Origin of the sequence: Paenibacillus sp. Lou8.1 (assembly GCF_024213565.1) — a bacterium.
GTDB lineage: Bacteria > Bacillota > Bacilli > Paenibacillales > Paenibacillaceae > Paenibacillus > Paenibacillus polymyxa_B.
Map to the genome: position 1 here is coordinate 41041 of NZ_JANAVN010000016.1, position 18989 is coordinate 60029.

Consider the following 18989-nt stretch of genomic DNA (forward strand, 5'->3'; position numbering starts at 1 on the left):
GCTCAAAACCGGAGGAATCCAAATGTTTAAAAAAAAGCAACACATTCACGCGGACCACAGCCATTTTTTGAATAAGGCACGCGCATTTGTTTTGCCGCTGGTGCTTCTGCTTATTTTGTCATTACCGCTTACGTTGCTGAGTCCACGGCCCGTTCTGGGAGCGATAAAAACAGAAGCAACGCCGCCCGCATTAGGAACCCATGCACAGGCTGCTTCTTTAATTGATGTCACATCAGGAAGAATCATTTATTCTACCGAGGGTGACCGGGAGCTACGTATTGCCAGCCTGACCAAGATTATGACTGCAATCGTGGCCATTGAACATGGACGCTTGCAGGACCGGGTAAAGGTGAGTCCAACCGCGTATGCCAAAGAAGGGTCCTCGCTTTTTCTGCAAATGGGTGAACAAATGTCGCTGGAAAATATGCTGTACGGCTTAATGCTCCGTTCTGGTAATGATGCCGCTTCTGCCATTGCTGAGCATGTGGGGGGGACGGAAGAGGGATTTGTCCATTTGATGAATGACAAGGCGGTTCAGCTTGGGCTAAGCCATACACATTTTGCTAATCCTCACGGGCTGGATGCCGAGGGACATTATTCCTCAGCCAATGATATGGCCCGGCTAACTGCTTATGCGCTGCATAATCCAACTTTTGCCCGTATCGTAAAAACAGAACTGAAAAAAGCACCGAATCCCAACGATTCTTGGGACTACTCATGGCACAACAAAAACAAAATGCTGCGGCTGTATGAGGGAGCTGACGGTGTGAAAACAGGCTTTACCAAAAAAGCGTTTCGCTGTCTGGTCAGCTCTGCCACACGGGACGGTCGCCAGCTCGCTGCCGTTACCTTGAATGACGGGGACGATTGGAACGATCATGCACGTATGCTTGATTACGGATTCCGATATTATCCGCTCATCCCGATTACGGACAAGCAGCAACCTATCGATGGTTACCCACTATTAACAGGTACAAGCTTTGCCTATCCTTTACATGATGGTGAGAAGACCCAGTTGCACAAAAGACTGGTGTTGTATAAAAATTCTGCTTCTGCAGACAGAGCGGACGTATCTTTTGGCTTACGAGGGCGGGTCGAATTCCTATTGGAAGGTAAACTTATCGGTTCTGTTCCTGTGTATGAAAAAGGTAGTAAGCTGCCTGCTCAAAGTACCGTACATCCACAGCAAGAGGCTCCAACTGCACAAGATCCTGCGAACAATACTCAGCAACAAGGTTGGACGAGCAGATGGAACGAAATCCTAAAAAATTTGTTTGGAGCCTAGGGCAAGCAGGAAATTAGAGCTGGGACGTGTCACATCATTGGGAAAAGGAGGAATCAGCCATGATTCATCTCATATGGGTGGCTTTGATTTGTATTGGATTTGTATTTGCTGCCGCGCAGGGAAATATTGAGGTGGTGACGAAAGCAGCTTTTGACGGGGCAACTACGGGTGTTACAGTATGTTTTGGACTGATAAGTGTGCTGGTATTCTGGATGGGTATGATGAGGCTGGCTGAAGACGGTGGGCTCTTGCAGAAAATATCTAAGCTGCTTTCTCCTTTGGTTGCCTTTCTCTTTCCTGATGTTCCGCGTAATCATCCCGCTATGGGTTACATTTTGTCCAATATGAGCGCCAATTTGCTGGGTCTGGGGAATGCAGCCACACCGATGGGAATCAAGGCGATGCAAGAGTTGCAGACGCTCAATCCAGATAAGCAAACCGCCACACCAGCCATGTGTACGCTGCTCGCCCTGAATACGGCCAGTATTACGCTTATTCCTACGACGTTGATCGCGATACGGCTTAATTTTCATTCCGCACATCCGGCAGAAATCGTCGGTACGACACTGGTAGCGACCGCAATAGCCACCTTTGCCGCAATTGCGGCGGACCGTTGGTACCGTAGTCGAGAATTGCGCCGTCGTCCTCCAGCAATTCCGCCGTCCCAGACATCCTTGGCACCACTCACCTCATCAGCACCAACATCTGCTGCCTCTTCAACGACGCTGCCCGTATCTTCACCTGCCGTTCCGCGAACGGGAATCACGGCTGCCAAGGGCAGGGACACCACTTGGAAAGGATGAGGGAGGCATGCTTAATTTTATAAACCTCGTATCGACTTGGGCCATTCCGGTTATTCTCGCTTTTATTCCTTTATATGCATATGCTAAAAAGGTACCTGTCTACGATTCTTTTGTGGATGGAGCCAAAGACGGCTTTTCTACGGCCATCAGCATTATTCCTCATCTCGTAGGCATGATGGTGGCGATTAGCATTTTTCGAGCATCCGGCGCTTTAGACTATTTGATCTCCTGGGTAACCCCATGGATTAAACACTGGGGTGTACCCGGTGAGGTACTGCCTTTAGGCTTGCTTCGTCCATTGACGGGCACCGGTTCACTTGCGTTCACGACGGATCTAATTCGCACTTATGGCCCGGATTCCATGATCGGTCGGATCGCCTCAACGATTCAGGGCAGCACAGACACGACGCTATATGTGCTAACTGTATATTTTGGTGTGGTAGGTATCCGCAATGGACGGTATGCTTTGAAGGTAGGACTATTTTCAGATGTGGTTGGTTTTGTGGCAGCCATTGCCATTTGCCTGCTTGTATTTTAATTTCTGCATCGTTTTTTGAACGGGGGTTGTGATTTTGCTCATGGATGGGTATCATTAGCATGAGGTGAATTAGCGAACATGGAAAGATTGCAGAAAATATTGGCCCAAGCTGGTGTAGCTTCCAGACGTAAATGTGAAGAGCTTATTCAGGCGGGCAGCGTGGAAGTGAACGGGGTTGTCGTAACTGAACTGGGAACGAAGGCAGACCCTGATCAAGATATGATTACGGTAAAGGGACGCCCGATCAAAACCGAGAAAAAAATCTATCTGATGATGAACAAACCTAAAGGAGTCATTACGAGTGCTTCCGATCCGGAAGGCCGTAAAATCGTGTCAGACTATCTGAAAGGCGTTAAGGAACGCGTATATCCAGTAGGGCGTCTCGATTACGACACCGAAGGACTGCTGTTGCTTACCAATGATGGCGAGTTCGCCAATCTGCTCACGCATCCCAAGCATCATGTGCCCAAGACATATGTGGCAACTGTCAAAGGCGTTCCGCATGGTACTGAGCTGGACAAGCTGAAAAAAGGAATCGTGCTGGAAGATGGCATTACTGCACCAGCCGAGGTAGAATATAAAGATGTAGATCCGAATGGTAAGGAGTCTGTGATCCAGATTACCATTTATGAAGGCAGAAATCGCCAGGTAAGACGGATGTTTGAGGCCATTTCACACCCGGTCATCAGACTCAAGCGGATTGCCTTCGGTGATCTTTTGCTACAAAACTTGAAGCGCGGTCTGACCAGACCCTTAACCAAGGACGAAATCAACCGTCTCATTCAACTTGCCAAATCAGACAACACGAAAAAGAAACGGACAGGACGGGGGTCATAACCCCGGCCTTTTTGGTGTAAAGAGACTGTTGGATGAGAGTAAAGTTTGACCAAGCACGGGAAAATAGTAAAATAGAGAGAATGGTTTTTTTAGCGAAGGGGCTGGGAATATGTCAGAACAAAGCAACCGCATATTAATTGTAGATGATGAAGAACGCATTCGCCGCCTTCTGCGGATGTATCTGGAAAAAGAAGGATATGCAATTGACGAAGCTGAGGATGGTGAGATTGCCCTCCAAAAAGCGACTGCAAGCGATTACAGCATTATTTTGCTCGATGTGATGCTTCCGGGGATGGATGGGATTGAGGTGTGTACACGGCTGCGTCAGACTAAATCTACACCTGTAATTATGCTGACTGCCAAAGGTGAGGAAGTGAACCGTGTACAAGGCTTTGAAGTCGGAGCCGATGATTATGTGGTTAAGCCCTTTAGCCCGCGAGAAGTCATTTACCGGGTGAAGGCGATTTTACGCCGTTCGTCGGAAACTGCCTTTTTAACGAAAGAGGCGGTACCAAGCAATAGTATTGTTTTTCCGAATCTTATCATTGAGCATGATGCGCACCGGGTAACTGCGGGCGGGATTGAAATCAGTCTCACGCCTAAAGAGTACGAGCTGTTGCACTATTTGGCGGTGTCGCCAGATAAAGTCTTCTCGCGCGAAGAACTGTTGAAAGATGTTTGGAATTACGAATTTTTTGGTGATCTGCGTACTGTGGATACGCATGTGAAACGGCTTCGTGAAAAGCTGAATAAAGTATCGCCAGAGGCAGCGGCTATGATTACAACCGTGTGGGGCGTAGGTTATAAGCTGGAGGTTCCAAAATAACGTGAACTTCTGGAGATCGCTGGTAGGCAAGCTGTGGATCACCATCATTTGTCTTGTAGGCTCTGTGCTTATTTTTCTAGGGCTTTTTTTATTGCCGTACATCAACAGAAATTTTGCGGCGTATGAATCGACGGAAATCAAGCATTTGTTCACCTATACATGCATTGTCGGATTTTTATTGACGACCTTTTTTGCCTTATTCCTTTTTACTAAAATCACACAGCCTATGCAGCTGTTGATTCAGGCGGCGAATGCGATTCGTGAGGGGAGGTATGATACTCGGCTTTCGCTGGTGACCAGTGACGAAATTGGAGAACTGGCGAAAACTTTTAATCATATGTCCACGGAACTGGAAGCAACGATCCGCAGTCTGAATGAGGAGAAAAACCATTTATCCAGCGTACTGCGAAGCATGTCTGATGCCGTAATCACCTTCGACAGAAGCGGACAAATCATCTTGACGAATCCGCCGGCACAAAGTCTGTTGGATATCTGGAAAAAGCTGGAGTGGCAGGAGCGTGATCTGGAGGAGTTTGGAGCTTCTGTACCTGAGCCTTTGCAGTCTCTGTTCCATACTGTTATGGACAGGGGAGAGGATGTCGGAGACTATATCCATGTCAAGAAGGGCTCCTGGTCGGTGCAGATGGCGCCTCTGTATACGGATAATGCAATCCGCGGTGCAGTAGCTGTGCTTAGAGATATTACGGAAGAAGTGAAGCTGGAGAAGATGCGGAGCGATTTTGTGGCCAACGTATCTCATGAAATCCGTACACCTTTATCTATGATGCAGGGCTACAGTGAGGCGTTGCTGGATGGAATGGCGGGTTCCCCTGAAGAATCCGAGGAGCTGGTACAGGTCATCCATGATGAATCATTACGCATGGGAAGGTTAGTCAAGGATCTGCTTGATCTGGCCCGAATGGAGGCTGGTCATACAGACATGCACCGACAGGAAGTGGATATGAATGAGCTGATCGAGCGTGTTCACCGTAAATTTACGGTACGTTCAAAGGAACAGGGACTGACACTCGATTACCATGAGCAAGACCAACGTTTGCTGCTGCCTGAGGCAGATGAGGACAGACTGGAGCAGGTATTGACCAACTTGCTGGATAATGCTTTCAGACATACACCCGGCGGGAAAAAGGTTACTATTGCGGCGGATCGAATTTTGGGAGAACGGCATGAGTTAATCCGTATTCGGATTAAGGATGAAGGTGTAGGCATTGCCAGCGAGGATCTACCTTATATTTTCGACCGCTTCTACAAGGCAGATAAGGCCAGAGTACGTGGTGAGGATAAAGGGACTGGTTTGGGGCTTGCTATTGTCAAGAACATTGTAGAGGCTCACGGAGGCTCTGTCTCTGCTGCCAGCGTATTGGGGGAAGGGACGGAATTTACTATTTTGCTGCCGATCTCCAACAAAACAAAGCTGGGTCTGTAACAGATTTATAAGCCCCAGCTGATATACCCCGGTTTGCAGGCATCCTCGGAAGAGGGTGCTTTTTGTTGAAAAATCAACATTTATCTTGTTCAACGTGGAACATCCTGTTTCATGCATGATGATTGCTCTCATGACAGATAACGGTATAAGAGAAAAAGACGCCTGGGTAGCCAGGCGCCTCTCTTTATTATAAAACTATGGACTTCTCAATATGTCTGGAATTAATTTAACACTACTTCTTGGGCAGTATTTAGTTCTGGCAAACCAACGAGTTGAATCAGCACGTCTTTTGGCACGGCTTTATCGACGGTCAGGATCATGATGGCTTCACCGCCGACAATTTTACGCCCTACTTGCATGGAAGCGATATTGACGCCGTTCTCCCCAAGCAAGGTGCCGACACGGCCGATAATGCCTGGTTTATCATTGTGGGAGATAAGCAGGAAATGAGCTTCCGGTGCTACATCTACCGGGAACTGGTTCAACCGAACGATCCGTTCGCCATAGCCTGCCAGCAGGGTGCCAGATACACGTTGCTCTTCGCCGCTCTGCGTCTTGAGTGTAACGGTAATCAGATTGGTAAAACCCTTGGTGGCGGGCGCCTGAGATACGACAAGATGGATGTCACGTGTTTTGGCCAGATGTACAGAGTTTACAATGTTCACATCGCTGCCCAGATGACGGCTAAGAACACCTTTCAAAATATACCGTGTCAGCGGCTGTGTATCCACAGAGGACAAATCGCCAGCGTAATCTACCTGAATTTCACGTACAGCCTGATTCGTGATCTGAGCGGCAAAGCTGCCAAGCTTTTCTCCAAGCGAGAAATATGGCTGCAATTGCGTCATAACGTTGGATGGCACTGGAGGCATGTTGACCGCATTTTTAAAAGGCTCATCACGCAAAATATGCAGCACTTGCTCGGACACATCGATAGCTACATTCTCCTGAGCTTCGACAGTCGAGGCACCCAGATGTGGTGTGACGATAATTTTCGGATGACTCAGGAATGGGTGATCCTGTGCTGGCGGCTCTGACTCGAATACGTCAAAGGCTGCACCGGCAACGATACCTTCATCAATAGCTTCAACAAGAGCCATTTCATCGATAACTCCGCCCCGGGCACAGTTGATGATGCGCATTCCTTTTTTCATCACTTCAAACTGTGGACGAGCAATCATATGTTTCGTTTCCGGTGTTAATGGTGTGTGTACGGTCATAAAATCTGCGTTGCGGATAATTTCGTCCACGCTCGCCAGCTTAATGCCCAGCTTCTCAGCGCGTTCTTCCGTTAGAAATGGATCATAGCCGAGGATGCTCATGCCAAATGCTTTAGCACGTTTAGCCACCTCACTGCCGATACGTCCCATGCCGAGGACTCCAAGTGTTTTGTTACGCAGTTCGACACCGAGGAATGTTTTACGATCCCATGTACCGCCAATGGTTTTGGCATATGCCTGTGGAATATGACGTGCTAGAGCCATCATCATCGCAAAAGTGTGCTCACAAGTCGTAATCGTGTTGCCGTCAGGAGCGTTAATAACGATAATCCCGCGTTGTGTTGCTGCTTCGAGGTCGATGTTGTCCACTCCGACCCCAGCTCGCCCTACAACCTTGAGGTTCTTACCTGCCGTCATGATGCGTTCGGTTACCCGAGTTTGGCTTCGAACGAGTAATGCGTCATAGTCACCAATAATTTGAACCAATTCATCCTCGCTGAGACCTGTGTTCTTGTCCACCGTGACATCGTCTGCATCCATCAGCTGCTGGATGCCCAGGTCACTGATCGGATCGGATACTAACACTTTAAACATTTGGTTTCCTCCTCAAAGTTAACTTCTTTTATGGACAGGATGTACTTCAAACTGAAATACATTCCATAAAGAACATGAAAAAAACTTGAAATGCTTCTAAAAGTACAGGAGAGCGGTGTAAAATACTAGTGTGATAACGCATTGACGCAGAAAAGGGATAAAATAGTATTATGCACCAAACTGACGATCAAAAGTCTTACGCGGAGGCGCTTTGCGTTTTTCGGGCATCAAAAAAACCCCCGAATCACATACTATCTCCATAGTAAGGGACGAGAGTTATCGTGGTACCACCCTAATTCGCAGCCATTTCGCAATGGACTGCCTTCAGCGGTCATAAAATGACCGAAAGGATAACGGTTTTCTGCCGATTGCATCTAATGCCGGGAAGTATTCCACAGACCTCGGTGCAATAACTCAGGAGCGCTGAAAGTAGTTACTTCGTCACCGGCTTCCACCCAAGCACCGGTTCTCTGAGGACGAAATCAATACCTTTTCTCCATCATTGTTGTTGTCGCTAATAATTTTTTCATAATGTATCATGGCTTACATGGGCATGTCAATAGGACATGCGACATGTGTGGATAGCCGGCTAGATATATAGCTACAGAATGCGGAAAATTAAGATTTAAGTCTTCTTGAATCCGCCCGACTTTTTGGCTATGATGCTAAAGAAGACTATGCAGAGGACTAACTAACTATGAAAAAGCTTAAAGTGAAATGGAAAAGAGCGCAAATTCATGAATTGAACGACCGCTTGCTGCTTTACAATTTGTATCTAACTCAGGGGCTGACCCTGCTGATTGGCGCAATCTGGATATTTTTTCAGAAAAGAAATGTGTTAGAACTATTTGCATTGCCGAACACTCTGCACGTCTTATGGTGGGGATTGGGATTGGCCGCCGCTATGTTACTTGTGGATCTGTTGCTGTCCCGGATTATGCCTGAGGATGCTATGGATGACGGTGGTATTAACCAAATGCTGTTTCAAAATCGTCCGGTGTGGCATATTATTTGTATAGCAGCTATCGTCTCTATCTGTGAGGAACTCTTGTTCAGAGGTGCAATTCAGTACAGCTTTGGTCCTTATTGGACAAGCATTTTGTTTGCGGTGATTCATATCCGGTATTTACGGCATTGGATTCCCACTGGCTGGGTTTTTCTTAGCAGTTATGGATTGGGCTACATATATGTGCAGACCGGTAGTCTGTGGGCACCGATCATTTGTCATTTTGTGATTGACCTTATATCTGGCTTAGCGTTACGTTTTCGGAGGTATGAAGAATGAATCAGGAACTTAGCAGAGTGCAGACCTATGGTAGCCGTCGAAATGGTCGCAAAGGCAAGGAGGAGGACAGGTCAAAATCTAAACCAGTTCGCTCCCGTGCTTCACGGCCCGTGCCAGAATTGGCTCACGTTGCCGCTGTACCAGAAGTTGCTGTGACGCTGGAGGATGATACTCCTGCCAGTGAGTACCGAACGCGGGCAGAAATGTTTCCGTCCCGCCGTATTCGGGTAAGCAAGTGGTTTTTAAATTTTTTGAGTACTCTTTTTGTGCTGATTACTGCAGCGTTACTGTGGTGGGGCATCAAGGGTGCACCACCCATCAGTGAAATGCTTTGGTAAAGGCGCAAAATGATACGGTAAAAAGGCCTCCGTCTCCGCATGAATAGCGGAGAGTGGAGGCCTTTATTGCATCATCTACAGTTAAGACTGAGTATACGCAAGTCTCTATTTGCTGGCAGGAACCTCAATGCTTTGAGGATCAACAAATTGGTACCCCTTTTGCTCAAGGCGTGTCAATAGACTGTCCAGAGCCTCAGCTGTCCATGGCAGTTCATGCATCAAAATATTGCTGCCTGGATGAAGTTGTTCCGTTACGTTTTTGAGAAGTGCCTCCGTTTTATTAGGCTGATTCTTTTTCATTGTCCAGTCCAGAGAACCGACGGACCATGTCATGTATAGGAGACCGTTTTCCTTAGCGACCATGCGACCTACGTCTCCGCCGGCACCATGAGGGGGACGGAAGAATACGGGGGCTTGTCCTGTAATGTCCTTAACAACTTTTTGTACCGATTCAATCTGTTTTTTGACCTCAGGCTCAGATTTATTCTTCAGCACGATGTGATCCCAGCTATGGTTGCCGATGGGCTGTCCACGGTCATGGATAAGCTTAAGCAACTCAGGATGCTCTTTTACACGGTAACCGTTTACGAAGAAAATCGCTTTCGCTTTGTGTTTATCGAGTACATCTATGATTTTGTTAATCATGGCTGCTTCCTTAGGACCATCATCAAAGGTCAGTAACACGACTTTTTTTTCGGTGCCTTGTTGGTTAGGAATTACATTGTAGGCTTTGTTCAAGTGATACATTTTGTTATTGGTAGTTGCAGATGTCGCAGCTCCTGTTTCATTGCTTTCGCTGGTTTTATCATTTTGTGCATTGGTTTTACCCGCTGAGTTATGATCATCACTGCCTGCTTGCTTACTGCTGCTTTTTGGGGAAGAGACGCTGCTCTGATCTTTGGCGCTGTTACTTGAGTCAGACGCTACCGAATCCTGCTGTTTGCTTGTTGCCGCAGATTCCGGCTTGGTTGCAGTGCAAGCACTAAGCAGCAGACATGCGGTGAACAAAATGGCTGCTGTTTTTGTACCCATTATTTCATCTCACCTTCCTGTATTTTATACCGTATGAGTTTGTCACTACTGACGAACACTATGCTTGATTCTACCACAAAGGGAGGTTCTAATTGTGAAAACATCTTCATTTTTCCTGGGAATCGTCTTGGGCGCTGTAGCAAGCTCTTTGATCTCCCGCAACCGCGACATGTTGGGCTTATCCATGGACATGGGTGGAAAAAAAAGCGGCAATTTAGTGCAGAAAGCCCGTACTAAAATGATGGACGCGGCATTCCCCGGAATGGGCGAGATAACGCTAAATAAAGAAGACACCCATAAGGATCAAGACCATCATTCACCAACAGATAAAACCGCTCATAACGCCCATACTGCCAAGAACAAAGAAGAGAATATGAAGTTGATTAAAGACTTCATCAGAACAAGTCCCGATGTTAAGCGTGAGGTCGAGCAAATTTTGAAAGAAACTCATACAGCCGTACCGGGATTGTAACCCAGAAACCTTTATTCCGAATCATTTTGCGGCTTTTTTGTAAAAGCCGTTCAAATGATTCTTTTTTTTATCTTTTTATTGCGTGCATTTACGATTATAAAATGATAACATGATTACATAGAACCATTTTCATCACAGGCATCATAATTGCATCATAATCTGTTAATAACACTCGGCTGCCAGGAGGAGGGTCCAGTATGAAAATAGAAAGATTAAGTCAGGACAAGATACGGATTTTCCTTACCTTTGACGATTTGAGCGAACGCGGTATTCAAAAAGACGATATGTGGCAAGAAATTCCAAGAGTTCATGAGCTGTTTACCGAAATGATGGATCAGGCATACAGCGAACTGGGCTTCGACGCCACGGGACCGTTAGCTGTCGAAGTCTTTGCGCTTCCTGCTCAAGGAATGGTTGTTATCGTCACCCGGGGAAAATACGACCATCAACAGTATGGTTCGGGTCCCGATGAGGAGCTTCCAGAGGAAGTCTACGAAATGGAAGTCACGCTGGAGCATAGCGATTCCATCGTTTACGCGTTTAGCGATTTCGAAGTACTCATAGAAGCGGCTCATATGCTTCGTAGTAACACTACGGAAGCAGGTAAGCTGTATCATTATAGAGGAAAATGGATTCTGCATTTGGAACCAGAAGAAGTAGAGGAGTCCAAGCTTGCGGCTTTAATTGCGGTTCTTGCTGAATTTGGAGAAGGCTCATCCGTTACACCAGCTATGTTGGAAGAGTACGGCAAGCTGGTCATTCCTGAGCAGGCAGTTGCTGTCATCTGCACTCATTTTGACAGCCGTTCTTGATTCGTTTTATCGAAAGTGATATCGAAGTGAATTTGTCGGCTCTGCGCTAAAGCAGGGCCGACTCATTTTTATGGAGGGATGATCGGTGCTTCTGTTTTCGGTTTTAGCGGCAGCCACAGCGCCGGGTCTCGCCTTATTGATGTATTTTTACTTGAAGGACAGGTATGATTCGGAGCCACTGCACATGGTTTTTAAAGTGTTTTTGCTCGGCTTTTTGGTGGTTCTTCCTGTCATGATTTTTCAACGCGGGCTGCTGCTTTGGCTAGGGGATCACACGTTAATCCAGGTGTTCGGCATTTCAGCGGGAGTGGAAGAGTTTTTTAAATGGTTTCTGTTGTATCACATCATCTATAATCATACCGAGTTCGACGAGCCTTATGACGGTATTTTGTATGCGGCCGCAGTCTCACTCGGATTTGCAACAGTTGAAAATCTGTTATATGCCTGGGCGGGCCATGCTTCGATTAGCATGATGCTGATGAGATCATTGCTACCGGTATCCGGTCATGCGATGTTTGGTGTAATGATGGGCTACTACATGGGGAAGGCCAAGTTTTCAGAGGGCTTGAGGAGCAAATACATGTTGCTGCTGTCATTGGTGCTTCCATGGTTCTGGCACGGAGTATACGATTTGATTTTAACGAAATTTTCGCATGACTGGATCTGGTTTATCATTCCACTTATGGCATTTCTATGGTATGGAGGAATGGCGAAGATCAGTCGAGCTAATAACCGTTCTCCTTTTCGTTTGTTAAAACGGGAAGAAAAGGTTAACATGTAACAAAATGGGGCACACTGATCTGACAAACCTGTTAGAGAAAGAGGTGTCTTTTTTTTGCGTATAAAAGTAAGAATTCATTGTAAAAGATGTGGAGAACGTTTTGTGCTGAGAGGACGTATAGAGCAAGGACAGATTCAGACCGGCTTTAAACGCTGCATTTGCGATAACTGTGAGTTTATTGTTGAAGTCATGGAAAACCATGCATAAGAGAGCATTCTTCTTGTCACACTATCGGTAGTGTACTTGAAGAAAGGAGACTCCCAATATGTATAAGCGACTTAGTGCCGTATTGTTCCCGGTGGTTACCCTGATGATGATAGGAGCATTTGTGTGGGGTTATCAGCAAAGCCAGATGAGAAAAGAGGTGTCTCTTCAGGCAAATAGCATGTCGATAAAAGCGGAAAATCAATACCAGCGTGCGTTTCACGATTTGTCGTTTCATATGGATCAGCTGCATTCTCAACTCGGGAACGCGGTTGCTGTCCATAATACTTCACACGCGATGCACCGCAAATGTTTGATGAACGTGTGGAGGATTGCAAGTGAGGCCCAAAATGAGGTTAATCAGTTGCCTCTGAATGTAATGCCTTTTAATCATGCCAAGGATTTACTGTCACATCTATCCGCGTTTTCGTATCAGACCGCTGTCCGTGATCTGGATCACGAGCCTTTAAACGAGAAAGAAATTTCAAACCTGAAAACGTTATATAACAATTCCAAAGAAATTTCGAAAAACATGCAGGAAGTGCAGCAAAAGGTCCTTAGTAAAAATTTGCGATGGATGGATGTAGATATGGCGGCAGGTTCGCAAACTGGGCCGAAGGACAATACCATTATTGATGGCTTTAAAACCGTGGACAAAAAGGTGGAAAACTACAAGGAGCTGGATTGGGGACCGTCTGTAGCCAGCATCTATGATAAACGCTCTGTGAAAAAATTGAGTCTCCCGGCAGTGAATGCAGAACAAATTAAACGAAATGCCGCTGAATTTACAGGAAAACCGGAAAGTCAGATCCGTGTGAACGAAAACGGTAAAGGAACGGAATGGGCATCTTATACAGCTACCCTGCTAAATAAGAAGCAACCCGTGGCCAGTATGGATTTCACGAAAAAAGGCGGCAAGCTTATTTCTTATCATGACATGAGGGCAGTAGGTCCTAAAAAAGCAACACGTAATGAAGCGATTCGCTATGCTAGTGAGTACCTTGAACAAAAAGGTTACAAAGGAATGAAGCCAGTTGCGTATGATGAGAGCGGGAATTTAGCTAATATTACATTTGCGAGCCAACAAGGGGACGTGATTATCTATCCAGAAAAAATCACAGTCAGATCAGGCCTTGATAACGGACAAGTGATCGGTTTTCAATCCAGTGATTATGTGTATGAGCATAGTCATCTCCGCCGCATTCCGCAAGCGAAATTGAATTTGAATGCAGCACGAGCAAAATTGAATCCTGAATTTCGTGAAACTTACCACCGTAAAGCTTTAATTGAAAATGAACTTTCGAATGAAGTTCTATGTTATGAATTTGGTGGTAAAATCAATGGTTCCGTCTACCGGATATACATTAACGCCAATACGGGAATGGAAGAAACGATTGAAGAGGTTAAAGATTCAGATGAACCTCAGGTTACTGCAAGTAATGCGTAGTTGATTACATGAAAATGAATCAATAGTCACTCTAAACCTCCTTCATGAAGGAGGTTTTTTGTGCTTTAGTCATAGATCGAACAAATATAATGCTTAATATAGGCACAAAGTCGTGGTATTATATACCTTAATTAGAGCTTTTAATGGACAAGGATGGTGGATCATTTGTTTCCCAAAATTAATGATGTGTTATACATACAAGTGGCTGGTAGTGACCATAAGGACGAGATTTTTGAATTTAAGTCTCGTATTGCAGAAGAGGAGTCACAGAACTTTCTAATTGAAATTCCTATGTCACAAACAAGTGGGCATTTGAAAAAATTGTTTCTAGGGGAAGAACTGTCTATATTTTTTATGAGCGAGGGTGGGATTAAAAATTATTTTAATACCCACGTTACGGGTTTTAAAGAGGATATCCTCCGGATGGTTCGTATCCACAAACCTGCTCCAGACAGCATCAGCAAAATTCAGCGCCGCAACTTTCTTCGGGTTAAGGCCAACTTGGAAATTGCAGTAAAGCATGGTGCGAACGAGTCCAGATTTGTAGCAGAGACACATGATGTAGGAGGCGGGGGTGTTTCTTTTCACACCCAGGGAACTCATCATCTTGAAGAAGGAGAATCATTGTCTTGCTGGATTTTAGTTCCATATAAAAACGGTACTCAGGAGCATGTTCCGTTCCAATCTGAAATTGTGCGCATTCAGCAGATGGAAAACGGTCGCAAACTCATTATGCTGAAATATGAGGAAATCGCTGATCAGGAGCGCCAAAAACTGATTAAATATTGCTTTGAAAGACAGCTGGAATTCCGGGGGAAATCTTAATCATCCGAAATTTTTCTTTTTTAGTAAACCTGTCGCTTATTTTGCATCGCCTATAAATGTGTGGTATAATTTTCACGTCGCAGGCAATGCCTGCTTTTTTCTTGAGGTTAGGTTAGGAGGAATTCCCTGTTGGCAAGGCAACATGTATCTTCAAGTAACAAAATAAATGTAGCCATTGATGGACCTGCTGGTGCAGGGAAAAGTACAGTGGCCCGCCTGGTGGCGAAAGCACTTTCTTATGTATATGTAGATACCGGAGCCATGTACCGAGCAGCAACGTGGTACATGATGCGTAAGGAAATTCCTGCAGAAAATGTACAAAAAGTGCTTCAACATGTACCTGAGCTGGTGATTGAATTAGTACCGGACCCCACAGGCCAAAAGGTTTATTGTAACGGGGAAGATGTAACCACTGTGATCCGTTCGATGGAAGTGACTAGCAACGTGTCACAGTATTCAAGTATTGCTGGTTTACGTACACGTTTGACTGAAAACCAGCGTGAGATGGCTGCACGCAAGGGTGTCGTTATGGATGGTCGCGATATTGGAACAACTGTACTTCCCGATGCGGAAGTCAAGGTGTTCATGACCGCAAGTGTTCAGGAACGTGCCTCTCGCCGTTTTAAAGAACTGAGCGAAACTGATGATATCACTCTGGAGCAGCTAGAACGTGACATTGCGGCACGTGACAAGCTTGACGAGGAGAGGGAGGTATCCCCGCTTCGTTGCAGTGAGGACGCCATCGTGCTCGATACGACTCAAATGGGCATTCAGGATGTCGTTGATACGATCGTATCTTATTGCTTAACGGAGAAGGATGGAGAGATCAGCCAATGATATATACTGTATGCGCCAGTATTTTGCGTCTCATTTACCGCGTTCTGTTTAGACTTGAGGCGGTAGGCAGGGAAAATGTTCCTGCTGAGGGTGGAGTGCTGTTGTGTTCTAATCATATTAGTAATCTTGACCCTCCTACAGTTGGTATTTTGCTGAAGCGAAAGGTTCACTTTATGGCAAAATCCGAGCTGTTTAATGTTCCTGTACTGGGTCCACTAATTGGGAAACTGGGAGCTTTTCCAGTCAAACGTGGTGGTGTAAGTAAGGAATCCATTAAGCTGGCATTGAACATTTTGCGTGATGGTAAGGTTATGGGAATCTTTCCCGAAGGTTCCAGAGGAGCTGGGGGAATCGGTAAAAAGGGTGCTGCAAGCTTTGCGCTACGCAGTGGAGCGGCTGCCGTTCCGGTCGCCATTATTGGTGATTACAAGCTTTTCCGTAAAACGAAAGTGTTATACGGTAAACCTGTCAATTTGGACGCTTACCAAAAGGGTGCCGATATCGAAGGAGATCCGCTTGAACTTGCAACAGAAGCAATTATGTCTCGTATTCGCACGATGAAGGAAACGGGTAAGCCTACGAATAACTGAAGGCTTGCATGAATTGTGTCTAAGCTCGGAAAACTAGAACAAAAGTTTATTTATGTTTTGAACTCTGCCATGCGCAGGTTTAAATAAATGGTTTTTTTTGAATTGAGGAGGGTATTGACATGTCGGAAGAAATTAAAAATCAAGAAGCTGCTGAAGCGGCAAATCAAGACGAGCTCGATCAAATCGTCTCCCTGAAAAAAGGTGACACCGTTAAGGGTACAATCGTGAAATTGGAAGATAACCAAGCGGTAGTAAGCATTGGATATAAATACGATGGAGTTATTCCAATTCGCGAGTTGTCTTCTGGTTTGGATAACGCAGAAGAAGCAGTACAAGTAGGCCAAGAGGTTGAAGCTAGAATTATCAGCATTGACGATGGCAAGGAAAAACTTGTTCTGTCCAAACGTGCAATCGACAGTGAAAATGCTTGGGAAAAGTTGGAGCAACTGTTTGAAAGCAAAGAAGTATTTGAAGTTGTTGTGAATGATGTCGTTAAAGGCGGCATCGTAGTAGACGTGGGTCTGCGCGGATTCATCCCTGCATCCATGGTAGAACGCCACTTCGTTGAAGATTTCAGTGATTACAAAGGCCGCACATTGCGTGTTGTTGTAAAAGAACTGGATCGTGAAAATAACAAAGTGATCCTTTCTCAAAAAGACGTTCTGGAAGCAGAATTCGAAGCCAACAAGCTTAAAGTAATGGCTGAGCTGAAAGAAGGCCAAGAAATCGTAGGTACGGTTCAACGTCTTACTCAGTTCGGTGCTTTCGTAGATGTTGGCGGCGTGGACGGTCTGGTTCACGTATCTGAAATTGCTTGGACTCATGTCGATAAGCCTTCTGATGCAGTTTCTGAAGGAGATCAAGTGAAAGTGAAAGTCTTGAAAGTAGATCCTGAAAAAGGAAAAATCAGCCTGAGCATGAAAGCTGCACAGCCTGGTCCTTGGGAATCGGCTGCTGGACAATTCAACAACAATGACATCGTAACAGGCGTTGTAAAACGTCTGGTTAACTTCGGTGCATTCGTTGAAATCGCTCCTGGCGTGGAAGGTTTGGTTCATATTTCCCAAATTTCCCACAAACACATTGGAACTCCACAAGAAGTTCTGGAAGAAGGACAAGAAGTGAAAGTTAAAATTCTTGAAATGAATCCTTCCGAAAAACGTGTTAGCCTGAGCATTAAAGAAACTGAGGAAGCTCCTGAAGCTGCTCCTAAAGCAGAAAGAGCACCACGTGCATCTCGTGCACCTCGTGAGGAACTGAATAATCCTAACGTTTCCCTCAATAATTCCGGTCTGAGCATTACGCTCGGCGAGCGTTTTGGCGATAAGCTGAACAAATTTAAATGAGTTTAAATCAATACATTTTATAATAAGCATAACGTACACCATCGGCGGACCCAGAGGGTTCGCCGATTGTTGTTACGTGACCATATCGCTAATAGGTATGTTTTTTGCTATGATGATAGCGGAAGAATTGACAGGAGGAGTGAATTTATGGCAAGACCCGTTGTGGCTATCGTTGGTCGTCCGAATGTGGGTAAGTCCACTATTTTTAATCGGATTATCGGGGATCGTTTGTCCATCGTGGAAGATAAACCCGGAATCACTCGTGACCGTATATACGGTATATCGGAGTGGAATGGTAAATCCTTCAGTATTATTGACACCGGCGGCATTGAGATTGATGGTGAGGATGTCATTTTAAAATCCATCCGTATGCAGGCCGAACTTGCAATAGAAGAAGCAGATGTAATTGTATTCATGAGTGATGCGAAAGCAGGAATTACACAGTCAGATGAAGAGGTAGCTCAAATGTTATATCGTTCGGGTAAACCGATCATCGTAGCTGTCAACAAGGTGGACAACCTCAGTCGCGCCGATCTGATTTATGAGTTTTATTCTTATGGATTTGGTGATCCAATTGCTGTTTCTGGTAGTCATGGCACAGGGATAGGCGACCTGCTAGATGCAATTACGTCCAATTTGCCTGAGCTGGAAGAAGATCACTATGATGAAGACGTTATTCGTGTTGCCTTGATCGGCCGCCCGAATGTAGGTAAATCTTCACTGGTTAACGCCATTCTGGGAGAAGAACGGGTTATCGTTAGTGACATTGCGGGCACGACGCGTGATGCAATTGATACACCTTTTGAAAAAGACGGTCAAAAGTATGTGCTGATTGATACGGCAGGTATGCGTAAACGTGGCAAAGTATATGAAACGACTGAAAAATATAGTGTAATGCGTGCCATGCGTGCCATTGAGCGTGCAGATGTTGTACTGGTCGTTATTAACGGCGAGGAAGGCATTATTGAGCAGGATAAGCACATTGCTGGCTATGCTTATGAAGCGGGTAAAGCGTCGCTGTTTGTCGTTAACAAATGGGATGTCGTGGACAAGGACGATAAAACGATGCACCAGTTTGAAACGAAAATTCGCGATCACTTTCTGTTTATGACATATGCTCCGATTGTGTTCTTGTCTGCAAAAACGAAGCAACGCCTGCAAAAGCTGCTTCCTGTTGTACAGCATGTGGCACAGCAGCATGTATTGCGTATTCAGACACATTTGCTGAATGATGTAATTTCCGACGCGGTTGCCATCAATCCTCCACCAACAGACAAGGGACGTCGTCTGCGTATTAACTATGTGACCCAGGTTGCTGTTAAGCCGCCTACGATGGTTGTATTCGTAAACGATCCAGAAATAATGCACTTCTCGTATGAGCGTTATCTGGAGAACAAAATTCGCGCCGCCTTCAATTTTGAAGGAACTCCAATTCGTATCTTTACACGGCGCAAGTCTGACGAAAGTTAGGAG

At 45.6% G+C, this 18989-nt stretch carries 19 protein-coding genes and 1 other annotated feature; of the genes, 17 read left to right on the forward strand and 2 right to left on the reverse strand.

Features of this window, described 5'->3' with window-relative positions; genetic code table 11:
* Positions 1-22: 22 nt before the first annotated feature.
* The 6 genes from NLX78_RS21180 (at position 23) to NLX78_RS21205 (ending at position 5733) form a co-directional block, all read left to right on the forward strand.
* Positions 23-1285: a D-alanyl-D-alanine carboxypeptidase family protein gene (locus NLX78_RS21180; RefSeq protein ID WP_254351443.1), complete on the forward strand. Its 1263-nt coding sequence runs from the start codon at positions 23-25 to the stop codon at positions 1283-1285.
* A gap of 59 nt (positions 1286-1344) precedes the next feature.
* Positions 1345-2088, forward strand: coding sequence for a nucleoside recognition domain-containing protein (locus NLX78_RS21185; RefSeq protein ID WP_039271021.1), 744 nt, complete (start codon positions 1345-1347; stop codon positions 2086-2088).
* A gap of 7 nt (positions 2089-2095) precedes the next feature.
* On the forward strand, positions 2096-2626 hold the full coding sequence (locus NLX78_RS21190; protein ID WP_254351444.1) for a spore maturation protein: 531 nt from the start codon (positions 2096-2098) through the stop codon (positions 2624-2626).
* Between the two features lie 78 nt (positions 2627-2704).
* Entirely contained in the window at positions 2705-3463 is a 759-nt protein-coding gene (locus tag NLX78_RS21195) for a pseudouridine synthase (protein WP_023989197.1), read from the forward strand.
* Between the two features lie 109 nt (positions 3464-3572).
* Entirely contained in the window at positions 3573-4289 is a 717-nt protein-coding gene (locus NLX78_RS21200) for a response regulator transcription factor (RefSeq protein WP_039271023.1), read from the forward strand.
* Between the two features lies 1 nt (position 4290).
* The gene (locus tag NLX78_RS21205) at positions 4291-5733 is read left to right on the forward strand and encodes an ATP-binding protein (RefSeq protein WP_254351445.1); all 1443 of its coding nucleotides are present in this window, start codon (positions 4291-4293) and stop codon (positions 5731-5733) included.
* 221 nt (positions 5734-5954) lie between these two features.
* On the opposite strand, the gene serA is transcribed toward NLX78_RS21205, so the two are convergent.
* Entirely contained in the window at positions 5955-7547 is a 1593-nt protein-coding gene (gene serA / locus NLX78_RS21210; protein WP_039271025.1) for a phosphoglycerate dehydrogenase, read from the reverse strand.
* Positions 7548-7809: 262 nt separating this feature from the next.
* Positions 7810-8059, reverse strand: a binding site (T-box leader).
* A 185-nt stretch (positions 8060-8244) separates the two neighbouring features.
* On the opposite strand from serA, the gene NLX78_RS21215 reads away from it, so the two are divergent.
* Together NLX78_RS21215 and NLX78_RS21220 are read left to right on the forward strand one after the other, a co-directional pair.
* A complete protein-coding gene (locus NLX78_RS21215; RefSeq protein ID WP_061829230.1) occupies positions 8245-8832 on the forward strand; it encodes a type II CAAX endopeptidase family protein in 588 nt (195 codons plus the stop codon).
* A complete protein-coding gene (locus NLX78_RS21220) occupies positions 8829-9170 on the forward strand; it encodes a hypothetical protein (RefSeq protein WP_254351446.1) in 342 nt (113 codons plus the stop codon). The genes NLX78_RS21215 and NLX78_RS21220 overlap by 4 nt, the downstream gene beginning before the upstream one ends.
* A gap of 105 nt (positions 9171-9275) precedes the next feature.
* Here NLX78_RS21220 and NLX78_RS21225 read toward each other — a convergent pair whose 3' ends face one another.
* Positions 9276-10202, reverse strand: a complete 927-nt coding sequence (locus NLX78_RS21225) for a polysaccharide deacetylase family protein (protein ID WP_254351447.1) — start codon at positions 10200-10202, stop codon at positions 9276-9278.
* A gap of 94 nt (positions 10203-10296) precedes the next feature.
* Here NLX78_RS21225 and NLX78_RS21230 point away from each other — a divergent pair, with 94 nt between their 5' ends.
* From NLX78_RS21230 to der, 9 genes are all read left to right on the forward strand, one after another.
* Complete coding sequence (locus NLX78_RS21230) at positions 10297-10674, forward strand: hypothetical protein (RefSeq protein ID WP_039271033.1); 378 nt, start codon at positions 10297-10299, stop codon at positions 10672-10674.
* Between the two features lie 197 nt (positions 10675-10871).
* Positions 10872-11486, forward strand: a complete 615-nt coding sequence (locus NLX78_RS21235) for a genetic competence negative regulator (protein ID WP_013310751.1) — start codon at positions 10872-10874, stop codon at positions 11484-11486.
* 85 nt (positions 11487-11571) lie between these two features.
* Positions 11572-12267, forward strand: coding sequence for a glutamic-type intramembrane protease PrsW (gene prsW, locus NLX78_RS21240; RefSeq protein ID WP_254351448.1), 696 nt, complete (start codon positions 11572-11574; stop codon positions 12265-12267).
* Positions 12268-12532: 265 nt separating this feature from the next.
* On the forward strand, positions 12533-13918 hold the full coding sequence (gene ypeB, locus NLX78_RS21245) for a germination protein YpeB (RefSeq protein ID WP_061829227.1): 1386 nt from the start codon (positions 12533-12535) through the stop codon (positions 13916-13918).
* Positions 13919-14083: 165 nt separating this feature from the next.
* A complete protein-coding gene (locus NLX78_RS21250) occupies positions 14084-14743 on the forward strand; it encodes a flagellar brake protein (RefSeq protein ID WP_254351449.1) in 660 nt (219 codons plus the stop codon).
* Positions 14744-14872: 129 nt separating this feature from the next.
* Positions 14873-15580, forward strand: coding sequence for a (d)CMP kinase (cmk, locus tag NLX78_RS21255; RefSeq protein ID WP_039271040.1), 708 nt, complete (start codon positions 14873-14875; stop codon positions 15578-15580).
* Positions 15577-16170: a lysophospholipid acyltransferase family protein gene (locus tag NLX78_RS21260; protein WP_254351450.1), complete on the forward strand. Its 594-nt coding sequence runs from the start codon at positions 15577-15579 to the stop codon at positions 16168-16170. The genes cmk and NLX78_RS21260 overlap by 4 nt, the downstream gene beginning before the upstream one ends.
* A gap of 119 nt (positions 16171-16289) precedes the next feature.
* Positions 16290-17516: a 30S ribosomal protein S1 gene (rpsA, locus tag NLX78_RS21265; protein WP_013371699.1), complete on the forward strand. Its 1227-nt coding sequence runs from the start codon at positions 16290-16292 to the stop codon at positions 17514-17516.
* 147 nt (positions 17517-17663) lie between these two features.
* Complete coding sequence (gene der / locus NLX78_RS21270) at positions 17664-18986, forward strand: ribosome biogenesis GTPase Der (protein ID WP_013310744.1); 1323 nt, start codon at positions 17664-17666, stop codon at positions 18984-18986.
* The last annotated feature ends 3 nt before the right edge of the window (positions 18987-18989 follow it).